Annotated in this window: 12 protein-coding genes; 9 read left to right on the top strand and 3 right to left on the bottom strand. The window is 34.6% G+C overall.

The window, feature by feature from the left end; all coding sequences use genetic code 11:
* Positions 1-189: 189 nt before the first annotated feature.
* The 9 genes from A9G30_RS04000 (at position 190) to amtB (ending at position 10,395) form a co-directional block, all read left to right on the top strand.
* Entirely contained in the window at positions 190-966 is a 777-nt protein-coding gene (locus tag A9G30_RS04000; RefSeq protein ID WP_065583472.1) for a TOBE domain-containing protein, read from the top strand.
* A gap of 15 nt (positions 967-981) precedes the next feature.
* The gene (gene modF, locus A9G30_RS04005; RefSeq protein WP_065588130.1) at positions 982-2,454 is read left to right on the top strand and encodes a molybdate ABC transporter ATP-binding protein ModF; all 1,473 of its coding nucleotides are present in this window, start codon (positions 982-984) and stop codon (positions 2,452-2,454) included.
* A gap of 383 nt (positions 2,455-2,837) precedes the next feature.
* Positions 2,838-4,841: an excinuclease ABC subunit UvrB gene (gene uvrB / locus A9G30_RS04010; RefSeq protein ID WP_065588131.1), complete on the top strand. Its 2,004-nt coding sequence runs from the start codon at positions 2,838-2,840 to the stop codon at positions 4,839-4,841.
* A 24-nt stretch (positions 4,842-4,865) separates the two neighbouring features.
* Entirely contained in the window at positions 4,866-5,216 is a 351-nt protein-coding gene (locus tag A9G30_RS04015; RefSeq protein WP_065588132.1) for a RidA family protein, read from the top strand.
* A 168-nt stretch (positions 5,217-5,384) separates the two neighbouring features.
* The gene (gene purE, locus A9G30_RS04020) at positions 5,385-5,885 is read left to right on the top strand and encodes a 5-(carboxyamino)imidazole ribonucleotide mutase (RefSeq protein WP_065588133.1); all 501 of its coding nucleotides are present in this window, start codon (positions 5,385-5,387) and stop codon (positions 5,883-5,885) included.
* 7 nt (positions 5,886-5,892) lie between these two features.
* Positions 5,893-6,963 carry a 5-(carboxyamino)imidazole ribonucleotide synthase gene (gene purK / locus A9G30_RS04025; RefSeq protein WP_065588138.1) on the top strand — a complete coding sequence of 357 codons (1,071 nt, stop codon included), beginning with the start codon at positions 5,893-5,895 and terminating at the stop codon, positions 6,961-6,963.
* A gap of 47 nt (positions 6,964-7,010) precedes the next feature.
* A complete protein-coding gene (dgt, locus tag A9G30_RS04030; protein ID WP_065588134.1) occupies positions 7,011-8,498 on the top strand; it encodes a dGTPase in 1,488 nt (495 codons plus the stop codon).
* A 256-nt stretch (positions 8,499-8,754) separates the two neighbouring features.
* Positions 8,755-9,093, top strand: coding sequence for a P-II family nitrogen regulator (gene glnK / locus A9G30_RS04035; RefSeq protein ID WP_065588135.1), 339 nt, complete (start codon positions 8,755-8,757; stop codon positions 9,091-9,093).
* A 21-nt stretch (positions 9,094-9,114) separates the two neighbouring features.
* Entirely contained in the window at positions 9,115-10,395 is a 1,281-nt protein-coding gene (gene amtB, locus A9G30_RS04040) for an ammonium transporter AmtB (protein WP_065588136.1), read from the top strand.
* 115 nt (positions 10,396-10,510) lie between these two features.
* Here amtB and A9G30_RS04045 read toward each other — a convergent pair whose 3' ends face one another.
* The 3 genes from A9G30_RS04045 to A9G30_RS04055 all read right to left on the bottom strand — a co-directional run.
* Positions 10,511-10,984: a hypothetical protein gene (locus A9G30_RS04045; protein ID WP_065583466.1), complete on the bottom strand. Its 474-nt coding sequence runs from the start codon at positions 10,982-10,984 to the stop codon at positions 10,511-10,513.
* Positions 10,985-12,050: 1,066 nt separating this feature from the next.
* Positions 12,051-12,974 carry an EamA family transporter gene (locus A9G30_RS04050; protein WP_065588139.1) on the bottom strand — a complete coding sequence of 308 codons (924 nt, stop codon included), beginning with the start codon at positions 12,972-12,974 and terminating at the stop codon, positions 12,051-12,053.
* A 182-nt stretch (positions 12,975-13,156) separates the two neighbouring features.
* A partial coding sequence (locus tag A9G30_RS04055; protein WP_141671982.1) for an MFS transporter occupies positions 13,157-13,583 on the bottom strand: 427 nt, incomplete at its 5' end.

Raw genomic sequence — 13,583 nt, forward strand, 5'->3', positions numbered from 1 at the left:
CTATATAAAAAATAACATATCGATAATAACAAACTTTATCTATAAAGTACAATTAAACAAATTCTATAAAACGGTTTTTTATAAAACAACCAATAAGATTTTTAACTTTTTTGAAGGAATGTCAAAAAGGGTCTACAATAATTACCTTACTCTTTCCTTTAATTAGTTGATTGTTCATGGTGTTACATTATGTTTTCTCCTGAAATTTTATTAACGTTGAATATTCATCAACAGCTATTTACCGACCCGAGGCGCATTGCGTTGTTAAAAGCTATTGAACAAACGGGGTCATTAAGTCAAGCTGCCAAGGAAATTGGTGTCAGCTATAAAACAGCATGGGACGCTATCAATGAGATTAACAAGCTAGCGCCTAAGCCTTTTTTAATTACAGCAATTGGTGGTAAAAATGGAGGAGGAACTAAGTTAAGTGCCTATGCTGTTAGGTTTATTCAACTTTATGAATTATTAACTCATCTACAACAAAAAGCATTTAATATTCTTAGTGACGACAAAATTCCATTAGATGATATTTTAAAAGCCACAGCCAGTTTATCTTTGCAAACTAGTGCACGTAATCAGTTATATGGTGCTGTTAAACAGATTCAAACAAGTGGGATTGCTGGATTTATTACTGTGCAGTTAAGTGATAATAAAACAGAGCTAAAAGCTTACATCACTCAACCAAGTATTGAACGGTTAAAGTTGGGTACAGATAAAACAGTCTTGTTGCTAATTAAAGCTCCCTTAATTGAATTGAACGATGTTAATGAGAACTGCCTATCGGTCACTATTGAAAAAATCACGACTGATGGCAAATGGAGTGAAATCGCTTGTTCGCTACCCTCTGGCATAGTGCTCTATGCTAGCAAATTAGTTAATGAAATTAAGCAATCGAGATTAATTATAGGTAAACAGGTTAAACTATCTATTAATCCACAACATATTATTGTTACTACATTAGTTTAGTAATATGAGGTTATCATGCTACAGATAGAAAATGCACATTTTAAAATTAATGACTACCAAGTTTTTACTATTGAATCATTAACAATTCAACAAGCTGGTAATGTTGCTTTTGTAGGGCGTAATGGCAGTGGTAAATCTGTACTTGCTAAAGCATTGGCAGGCAAACAAAAACAATTATCAGGGAAAATTATCAATCAATTTAAATCTATAGTTCATATCTCTTTTGAACAACTTCAAAAACTGATTAATGATGAATGGAAGCGAAACAATACTGACATGTTAAGTGAAGGTGAAAATGATACGGGGCTGAGCACTAAACAAATTATTCAACAAAATATGAGTAATCAAGAGCTTTGCCAGCAACTAGCACAACAATTTGGGATTGAACATTTATTACTTAGACGTTTTAAATATCTTTCAACAGGGGAAACACGTAAAACGCTAATCTGCCGAGCGCTAATGCAACAACCTGATTTTTTAATATTAGATGAACCTTTTGATGGTTTAGATGTCGCATCCCGTGAAAATTTAGTAGAAATACTTGCAGTGCTTGCAAAGCAAGGAGTCACTATTGCTCTTGTTTTAAATCGATTTAACGAGATCCCTACTTTTATCGAAAATATTGGCATATTAGCCGATTGTCAACTATTGAAAATTGACACAAAGCGCACAATATTAAACGATACAATAGTTAAGCAATTAGCTGATTTAGAAAATATACCCAATATGTCCTTACCAGAGGCCGATGAACCCCCAACACCATTAGCCGATCAATTAGATCGTGTCATATTAAAAAATGGTTATGTCTATTATGATGATAAAGCAATTATTAATGGATTAACTTGGCAAGTAAAAGCCAAGCAAAATTGGCAAATTGTTGGACCTAATGGCGCAGGTAAATCAACGTTATTAAGTTTAATAACAGGCGATCATCCGCAAGGATATAGCAATGATCTTACTTTATTTGGGCGCAAACGTGGTTCGGGTGAAACGATTTGGGATATTAAACGCCATATCGGTTATGTGAGCAGTAGCCTGCATTTGAATTATCGTGTTAGTTCTAGTGTTAAAACCGTGTTATTGTCTGGCTATTTTGATTCGATTGGTGTTTACCAAGCAACAAGTGATAAACAAGCTAAACTGGTTGATGAATGGTTACAATTGCTAGGATTGCAAGCGCAAGCCGATAAACCGTTTCAGTCGCTTTCTTGGGGGCAACAAAGGTTAATACTTATTGCCAGAGCTTTGGTCAAACATCCGACACTGCTTATTTTAGATGAACCGTTACAAGGACTTGATCATCTTAATAGAGAATTAGTAAAACGCTGGGTAGATCGTTTAATTAATGAGGGGCACACACAGTTGATATTTGTTTCCCATCATGCTGAGGATGCCCCAAAATGCATCACACATCGATTAACTTTTGTTCCTGAGTTTGATCATAGCTATCAATATAAAATTGAACAGCTAAGTAAAATAATTAGTTAGATCTATTAAAATTGATGTTAAAAATAGAAATGATCTTCAAAATAAAAAGGATTTTTTTTTGAAAATTTATCTTGATAAATGAAAACATTTTATAAAGGCTACACTTATGAAGTTATCCCCGTTACCTGTGGATAACTCTGTTAATAGTTTATTGAAAAAAGCGCTAACCTCAGTCACTATCAGGATTTTTCTTGATTTGATTGCAACTTAAGCACAAAAATGTTTTTTGTTTAATATCAATAGGATATCATAAATCAAGAGGTGTGTTTGTTGTCTTTTTTATAAATTAAAAAGGAAACTGAACAAAAAATAGAAGATTTTTAAAGGTCAAGTCCTTTTGGGGATAATTTTTTATTAATAGGTAAAATATTAGGTTGTGAGTAATGAAAAACTTTAAATTATGTTCCGAATTTAAGCCCGCTGGTGATCAACCTGAAGCTATAAAAAAAATTAATCAAAATCTGGATGACGGAATTGCACATCAAACTTTATTAGGGGTAACAGGATCAGGTAAAACATTTACTATGGCAAATGTTATTGCTCAGCATAACCGCCCTACAATCATTTTGGCGCCCAATAAAACATTAGCAGCCCAGTTATATGGAGAAATGAAGGCTTTTTTCCCGGAAAATGCGGTGGAATATTTTGTATCTTATTATGATTACTATCAACCTGAATCTTATGTGCCATCAACTGATACTTTTATTGAAAAAGATGCATCAATCAATGAACATATAGAACAAATGCGCCTTTCTGCCACTAAATCACTATTAGAACGGCGTGATGTTGTGATCGTTGCTTCGGTTTCGGCTATTTATGGTTTAGGTGCGCCAGAAACTTATATGTCGATGATATTGCACTTAACAAAAGGCACGATTACTGATCAGCGATCAATCTTAACTCGTTTGGCTGAATTGCAATACACTCGTAACGAAATAAACTTTAGTCGTGGTACGTTTCGCGTGAGGGGGGACGTGATAGATATTTTTCCTGCTGACTCTGATGAGCTTGCTGTACGTGTTGAGCTATTTGATGATGAAGTCGATCGTATTGTAATGTTCGACCCTTTAACTGGTAGCAGTGTTAGTGAAGTATCGCGAATCACCATTTATCCAAAAACGCACTATGTTACACCAAGAAATATTATGGAAAATGCCATAGCACAAATTAAACAGGAGCTAAAAGAACGGCAAAAGGTGTTATTAGACAATAATCGCCTATTGGAAGAGCAACGTTTAACCCAACGAACATTATTTGATATTGAAATGATGAGTGAACTTGGTTATTGCTCTGGAATAGAAAATTACTCACGCTTTCTAGCTCAACGCAATCCAGGTGATCCGCCTGCAACGTTATTTGATTACTTGCCAGCAGATGGTTTATTGTTTATTGACGAATCTCATGTTGCTATTCCGCAATTGGGGGCAATGTATAATGGTGATCGTTCACGAAAACTTAATTTGGTTGAATATGGATTCCGCTTACCATCAGCGCTAGACAATCGACCTTTAAAGTTTACTGAATTTGAAAATATTATGCCACAAACTATTTATGTATCAGCAACACCAGCCAAATATGAAATAGAAAAATCTGGTGGAGAAATCATTGAGCAAGTAGTTAGGCCTACGGGGCTGCTCGATCCTATTATCGAGGTTAGACCCGTTGCTACACAAGTTGATGATCTGCTATCTGAAATCAAAATTCGTATTAATAACGACGAGCGAATATTAGTAACTACACTAACTAAACGTATGGCAGAGAACTTAACTGACTATTTGTCAGAACATAGTGTCAATGTAAAATACTTACATTCAGATATCAACACAGTTGAACGAATGGAAATAATTCGAGATTTACGCTTAGGAAAAGTGGATGTACTCGTTGGGATTAACTTATTAAGAGAAGGGCTAGATATACCAGAAGTCTCTTTAGTGGCAATATTAGATGCTGATCGCGAAGGTTTTTTGCGCTCGGAAAGTTCTCTCATTCAAACCGTTGGGCGCGCAGCTCGAAATGTGAATGGTAAAGCCATATTGTATGCTGATAGAATAACGCCAGCTATGCAAAAAACGATTGACGAAACTGCTCGCCGTCGAAAAAAACAAGAAGACTTTAATACAACGCATGGCATTACACCAAAATCGGTACGCAAAGAAATTAAAGACATATTAGAAGCAGGTTTAAGCACTAAAAAGTCAACAGCCAAAGTACAGACATTTGAACCAGGCAAACCATACCATTATGTTTCAGTTAAAGAAGTACAAGCAAAAGTGAAAGAACTTGAAGCAATGATGTATGAAGCTGCTCAAAATCTTGAATTTGAAAAAGCAGGTGTGTTGCGTGATGAAATAAAAAAATTACGTGCGGATTTTATAAAAGTATCTTGATGGCACATTTAACAAGGAAAAAAGATGACAATAACACGAATTGATCCAGATGATCGTTGGTCTGAAGCTGTGATCCATAATAACGTTATTTATTACACAAGCGTTCCTACTAATCTTGAAAATGACGCTTATGTGCAGACCAAAAGTGCATTAGCTGAAATTGACAAAATATTAGCCCGAGCTAACAGTGATAAATCACGTATATTAGATGTAACATTATTTTTAGTTAATAAAAGTGACTTTGCAGCTATGAATAAAGCATGGGACGAATGGGTAGCTAAAGGTAGTGCACCAGTACGTTGTACAGTGCAAGCTGAGTTAATGAAAAAAGAATATTTGATAGAAATTAAAATCGTGGCTGCAGTAAAATCCTAGTTTTTCTATTATCGCCGATAATATTCGGCGATACCACTAAGGTCATTTTCTTTACCTCGTTAATTGTAGCTTTTTTGTTGCTAAGTGATAAAGCCATTATGATCCCCATTAACAAAATTTTAGTGTATACTTTGCATACATTCTATTTTAATTATTCTCACATTTGCTATGCACACTCAACCTAAAATTGCCATTGTTATGGGATCTAAAAGTGATTGGAATACAATGCAACATGCCGCTGATATTCTTGATACATTGATTATTCCCTACCATGTTGAAATCGTTTCTGCTCACCGTACTCCTGATAAATTATTTCGCTTTGCCGAAGATGCTAAGCAAAAAGGCTTTGATGTGATCATTGCGGGTGCTGGTGGTGCTGCTCATTTACCTGGCATGTTAGCAGCCAAAACACTCGTTCCTGTATTCGGTGTTCCCGTGCAAACTGCTACCCTAAGTGGTGTTGATAGCTTATATTCCATTGTGCAAATGCCTAAAGGCATTCCTGTTGGCACATTGGCAATAGGCAAATCGGGGGCAGCCAATGCGGCATTACTTGCTGCGCAAATTTTAGCTTTGCATGATAAAGCTATTTATCAACGTTTATCAACATGGCGATTAACTCAAACGGATGATGTATTAAGTCATCCTGACCCAAGAGCGGATGCATAATATGGAAATGCAATCTGTTTGTGTGCTTGGTAATGGTCAATTAGGCCGGATGCTTAGACAAGCTGGTGAACCATTAGGCATTAAAGTCTACCCTGTAGGATTAGAGGAAGAACCTGCGACAATTCCATATCAACAATCAGTGATAACTGCCGAAATAGAACGTTGGTCAGATACGCCATTTACACAGATTCTAGCTAAACACCCTCATTTTATTAATCGAGATATCTTTCCGCTTATTGCTGATCGTTTAACGCAAAAACAGCTACTCGATCAACTTGGTTTACCTACCGCCAAATGGTTTTTGCTTAATCAATCTCAGGATTGGCAAAAACTGTTTACCGAACTGGGTGAGTTATTAATTGTTAAACGCCGCACTGGTGGTTATGATGGGCGAGGGCAATGGCGAATTTCGGTTAATAACCCAATAAACGTGCCAGATGATCTCTATCAGCATGCTATTGTTGAACAAGCTATTCCATTTGACGAAGAGATGTCATTAGTGGGCGCTCGTAACGCAAAAGGTGAAACAGTATTTTACCCTCTTACTCATAACTTACATCAAGATGGCATATTAAAAATGAGTGTTGCATTACCTAATGCTTTCCACTCATTATTACAGGCAAAAGCTGAAAAAATGCTATCTGCCATTATGCATAAATTAAATTATATTGGTGTGATGGCAATGGAATGTTTTATTGTTGGTGATGACTTACTGATCAATGAACTTGCACCACGTGTGCATAATAGTGGACATTGGACGCAAAATGGTGCCTCAATAAGCCAATTTGAGCTACATCTTCGAGCTATATTAGGACTACCATTACCTAAACCTGATGTGTTTGCACCTTCGGTTATGGTTAATTTAATTGGCACAGAATTAAATATTAATTGGTTATCTATCGATTTAGTTCATCTACATTGGTATGAAAAAGAAGTCCGAGTTGGGCGTAAAGTAGGGCATTTAAACTTAACTCATAATCAACCTGATAAACTGCTAAAAACATTAGACACTTTAATATTGCTATTGCCTTGTGATTATCAAATAAGTATTGAATGGGCAAAACAAAAATTATTGTGATTTAGTGAGTTAAACCAATTAAGGCGATTAAATTTAAGGGTAGATCCATGGTTAACTTCAACCAAAAAATCAATTATCAGCGTTACGCCAGTAAACAGCGTGAAACACTGTCTGATGAGTACTCAATAGTGCGTTGTTTTGAAAGCGATCGTGAGCGTATTATTAATTCCGCTGCCATTCGTCGATTACAACAAAAAACGCAAGTTTTTCCACTAGAACGAAATTCAGTGGTTAGAACACGGCTAACTCATTCAATGGAAGTGCAACAAGTGGGTCGCTATATTGTTAAAGAAATCGTCAATCGACTAAGCAAATCTAAGCAACTAGAAAAATATGGATGTGATAATTGCGTAATGGCTATCGAAAGTCTGGTTGAGATGGCCTGTTTAATGCACGATATTGGCAATCCCCCATTTGGCCATTTTGGTGAGGCTGCTATTAATCAATGGTTTATGTTACACCTAGGGCTTGGAAAACCGACAGCTTATAGTGCGCTTGATATAAATGATAACGATACCGATGAAATCAAAAAACTTAAAATAAAAATCCGCCAAGATCTATCTAATTTTGAAGGTAATGCACAAGCAATTCGATTAGTGCATACAATATTGCGTCTTAATTTAACCTATTCACAAATTGCCTCAATTCTCAAATATTCCAAACCGGCCTATTGGTCTAAACAAGTGCCGGCTGAATTTTCTTATTTAATGAAAAAACCAGGTTATTATTTATCAGAAGAGCCATTTATAAAAGAGCTATCTAAACAGCTCGATATTAAACCGTTCCATCGATATCCATTGACCTACATTATGGAAGCTGCCGACGATATCTCATATTGCATTGCAGATCTAGAAGATGCTGTTGAAAAGAAAATCCTAACAGTAAAACAGCTCTACGCATACCTAGCAGAAGCATGGGGACCAGTTAAAAAAGACGATCTGTTTGATACCGTTGTTAATCGACCTTATGAGAACTTAAAACAGAATGGATTTGATGCTATTGGTATTGATCAGTTCTTTATGTATTTACGTGTTAACACTATAGGTAAGCTGGTACCCCATGCAGCGGAACGTGTTATTGAAAATATTGAAGCAATCTATCATGGATCATTTAATCATGCTTTACTTGAAGATCATAGCGCTGAATATAAGTTATTAAATATTTTTAAAAAAGTTGGATTTGAACATGTATTCAATCATGAATCGGTCGAAAATATTGAACTTCAAGGGTACCGAATTATTAGTGGATTGCTTGATATTTATAGTCCATTGCTTAATATGCCAACTCATGACTTTTTAAAATTGGTTGACAATCAACATCACAAACATTATCCCATTGAGACACGCTTATATCATAAATTATCCTCAAAACATTGTGTAGCTTATAAACAAGCAATCAGCGAACTTAATTCAAATAAAACAAGTTTCGCTTGTATGGAATTTTATTACCGATGCCGATTATTGCAAGATTATATTAGCGGTATGACCGATCACTTTGCTTATGATGAATATCGCAAGTTAATGGCCACATTCTAGTTTGTAGCAATTGATTAAATGATTGGGCACTACTAATATGCATTGGCACCAGATTAGTGCGTGGCTAATAGTTAAAATATCTAAAGAAACCGCGATTATTTATATTACTCATCATCGGTAAAAACGATTAAGACTAGATCTTTACCTCAACTACTTCCATATTCTTCTTAAATAATTCAATTTAGTTCAAGTTATCAATTTCTGGCATGTTCTTTGCATTATTCATTTTGTATTTCAAATTTATTAGGAGCATTGAATGAAATTAGTTACTGTAGTTATAAAACCTTTCAAGTTAGAAGAAGTTAGAGAAGCGTTATCTAATATAGGTATTACAGGATTAACTGTCACTGAAGTTAAAGGTTTTGGGCGTCAAAAAGGCCATGCAGAGCTATATCGTGGTGCCGAATATAATGTCAATTTTTTACCTAAAGTTAAAATCGACTTAGCCATTAGCGATGATCAGCTTGACGAGGTTATTAGCACTGTGGCTAAGGCTGCGCATACTGGCAAAATTGGCGATGGCAAAATTTTTGTCACTGAACTTGAACATGTAGTGCGTATACGCACTGGTGAAACCGATGACTCGGCGCTGTAATTTATTGTTAAAGGTATAATTATGTTGAAAAAAGCTATTTTATGTTTAATGATTTTGTTTTCAAGCTCTGCTTTTGCTGGTGAAGTTGACATAGCTGATAAAGCCGATAATGGATTTATGATGATTTGCACAACATTAGTTCTTTTTATGTCTATTCCGGGCATTGCTTTATTTTATGGTGGCTTGTTGCGCTCTAAAAATGTGTTATCGATGTTAACACAAGTATTGGTTGTTTTTTCGTTAATTTCTGTGTTATGGATTGTTTATGGTTATTCACTTGCTTTTGGAGAGGGTAACTGGTTTTATGGAAATTTGAATCACGCATTATTAATAGGTATAAGTATTAATAATGTATCAGGAGCTATTTATGAATTAATTTGGGTCGCATTCCAAGGATCGTTCGCTTGCATTACCTGTTGTTTAATTCTGGGAGCTTTTGCTGAACGGATTCGTTTTTCAGCAGTACTCATTTTTATGGTGCTATGGTTTACATTTTCGTATATTCCTATGGCGCATATGGTATGGGGTGGTGGTATCTTAGGTGATGAGGGAGCACTTGATTTTGCAGGTGGCACTGTAGTACATATTAATGCAGCGGTTGCAGGAATAATTGGTGCTTATTTTATCAAAAATCGAATTGGCTATAATCGTGAACCACTAAAACCGTTTAACTTACCTTATGTTTATCTTGGTGCAGCCATTCTTTATATTGGATGGTTTGGTTTCAACGCCGGCTCATCAACACATGCTGACGAAATTGCTGGTTTAGCTTTTATTAATACAGTTGCAGCAACTGCCGCAGCAGTTTTAGCATGGACATTGGCTGAATGGTTCTTTCGCGGAAAACCGTCTTGTCTTGGTTCTGCATCGGGTGTAATAGCAGGATTAGTTGGGGTAACACCAGCCGCAGGTCTAGTCGGAGTAGGTGGGGCTATGTTAATTGGCTTTATTTGTGGTTTTGCTGGTGTTTGGGGCGTATCAACACTCAAACGAATTTTAAAAATTGATGACACTTGTGACGTATTTGGTGTACATGGTGTATGTGGCATCGTCGGTTGCATATTAACAGGTGTATTTGCATCAGAATCATTAGGCGGTGTCGGTTATACACAAGGTATTACTATGGTAAGCCAAGTTGGCATTCAGTTGATGAGTATTATAACTTGTGTAATTTGGACCACGGTTATTTCTTTTATTTCTTATAAAATTGCAGATCTGTGCGTTGGTTTGCGTGTATCGGAAGAACATGAAAGAGAAGGGCTTGACATCAATAGCCATGGTGAAAGTGCATTTAATAGTTAACTGCAAACACAAAAAAGCTCATATTTTGAGCTTTTTTGTTTCCTACTATTGCTATAATGTTGTGGCCGTGCTTAGTGTGTTACTCTTTATTCTACTTCTTGTGATATTCCAAAGCTTAATCATCCCAAAGCATAATTGCATTATCATCAGTTAAAATTAAAGGTGGAGCAAAAAGATACTCTTTAACTTTAGCGGGTAAAGCTTGCATATCATTAAAATTAAACTGCAACTCAGGGTAAGCGTTAGCGATTTTTTTGATTCGAGTATCTAATAACTCTTTTATCTTATTAGATTCTTTGGCAATAGCAATTTCATCTTTCAGCATACTAATCTGCTTTTTATGGTGCTCTGATTCAAATATTTCATTAAAAATAAAGGAAAAACCGCCTTTATTAATTCTATTACTATCATGATACTCCCTATATTCTGAATGGTGTAATTTAAGTTCCTTAACACGTAATGCAATAATCTCATCAATATGATCAGTATAATAATTTAATGTAGGATCTAAATAAGCTAGTGTTCTATGTTCAGGTATTGCATCATTGCTATGTACTAAGGTAAATAAAGGTTTTTTAAATGTCTTCATTCTGTCACTTCCTTTTTAATTAAAAGAAAAAGGTAACAAGACCTTCAATACCAAAAAGCGATTGTTACATTTTACGTAAAGATCTTTCAGGGTAACATGGCGCTTTAATATAAAGATCAATAATATTTCAAATAGTTATTTTAATTCTTCAAGAAATATTCAAACTAATGAGTTCGAATTACAAAGCAAAAAAGTTTAAAAAATAAAAGGCTATTGGTAACAGCCTTCGCTAGATAAACAGTTCCAAATGAAAAATAACTAAAGCATGTTCGTAACATACTAATACTCAAAATATCAATTGTTATATTCTAAGGCTAGGCTAAATAGCCTTATTTACTTATAGGTCATGTTTTAAAGGCGAAGACGGTATCAACAGCACAACGCCTTTACTTAATACTTGACTAAAACATCTCAAGAGTCATGACTCTTATTAAGACACATTTAGTTTTGGAGAGTTCAATAATATTGCTAGATATAATTTTTTTTGTTAAAGGTTCTTCTTTAAACCTCATAAATACAATGTAAAACTAACACATCTATCATAATAATTTTTAACATGTTTGATTGCTAATGCGTAAAAATAGAGTGACTTATAAAGTTATTCATCTTTGGACTAAATTTTAGCAAAGCTAGCTAAATTGACAAAACAACTATAGATATGGTGATGATAAATTAGGTTTTCAATACCCGAGGGCATTATTACTTCATTGCTTTTGCAATACTAACAAATAAAGCTAGTTCACTATTTATTAATCAAGACGAAGTTGAACTATTATACCACTTTTTTACTAAATAATAAATATAAATGTTATTCAACACTTCAGTTAAGTATCTAATCAATGCTTAATAATAAGCTAAAGGTGGGCTGGATTGTTTTTTAAATGCAACTAATCTTTTACTTAAAGTAGTATGTTATTTAATGGTTAAAAATGACTTACAATAAACTATACGGGTTTATATTGTTTTAAAAACGATTATTAATTAATTTTTAAATAAAATGAGCCAAAAACAACTAAAATAAATAATAAGGGTAGGGTATTCGCCTACCCAGTTATTTTGAGTTAATTCACTTTTTTATGTTTTTTAAGTTCGGCAAAGCAATTGTGAGCAGGATGATAATCACGCCTACCCATTGGTTAAAATAAACCGATTCATGCAAATAAAAAAATGAACAAGTCACCGCAACAGGTAGCTCTGCAGCTGACAGAATCGCACTCAAAGAAATACCTATTCTAGGTATTCCGATCGAAAATAAAAAAGGAGGTAACACAGTTCCAAGTAATGCTAATAAAAATCCTAATTGATATAGTTTATCGCTAATATCAAGCTTAAAGAAAAACAAAGGTGGAAAAATTAAAAAGGTGATAAAGCATGCGCCAGTAATCATTAAAGCACTTTTTTCAAGTTTAGGTAATTCATTACCAATATTGCTACTAGAACTAATAAAGAGCGAATACATTAGCGCAGCTAGAAAGCCGAAAAAGCAACCTGTTAAATTTAAACTAATATCTTGATTAAAAATACCAGCTGCTAAGCTACTTCCAGAAATAATCACAATAACGGTGATTAGTTGGGTAATAGAGGGTTTATTTTTGAAAATAACAAAATCAATAATGACACTAATCCATAAATATTGCATTAATAAAATAATTGCAATTGATGCAGGTACTAGTTGCACGCATTGATAATAACAAATACCTACTAACCCAGGAAAAAGCCCAACGGCAAAAACCTTCCATTTTTTTGTTAGTTGAGGTATTTTAGTAGCCGAATTTGATAATGCATTATCCGTTGTTGTTTTGGGCTTGCGGATTGTTTTAACAATAAGGTGAAGGCTCCATAACATTAGCATCCCCAAAAAACACTGGACACCAGTAACTTCGCCTAGTGTATAGCCCGTTTTATAAGCAGTTTTTACAATTGAAGAAAGCACACCAAAACTACATGCACCTAAGAAAACCAAAAAACCACCTAAAAATTTATCTTTCATAATTAAATCTCGTAACACTAAAAAAATAACATTGTTGAATATATCGACAAAAAACACAATAAAAGCCCTAGGGGGACTTGTTTTATTCGCCCCCCTATGGCTTTTAACTCATTTATTTAAAAAATGTAGCAAAACAGTGATAAGTGATATTCTAAAGTCCGCTAATCTACATAAACAAGGGATTACTCTACAGAATTGTTTTTAGTATAGTTATAATTAAATGAATAATAAAAAACAATACCTAGCACAAGTGCATAACAAGCAAAAATTAACCAAATTGTTTGCCAATCCTTAACACCATTATGCGTACAGATGTCAACAACAACACCACTTAAAATTGAGCCAAAATAAGCACCAATTCCGTTGACCATGGTCATAAATAGTCCTTGAGCGCTAGCTCGAATATTTGAGTTAACTTCTTTTTCAATAAAAATAGAGCCTGAAATATTAAAAAAGTCGAATGCACAGCCGTAAACGATCATTGAAAGCATAAGTAGTGCAAACCCGAAAGGCGTTGGATCACCAAATGCAAATAAACCAAATCTGAGAGTCCAAGCAATTATGCTTATCATTATGACTTTTTTAATACCAAATTTTTTGAGAAAAAAT

Origin of the sequence: Gilliamella sp. Fer4-1 (assembly GCF_001690515.1) — a bacterium.
Taxonomy (GTDB): domain Bacteria; phylum Pseudomonadota; class Gammaproteobacteria; order Enterobacterales; family Orbaceae; genus Gilliamella; species Gilliamella apicola_C.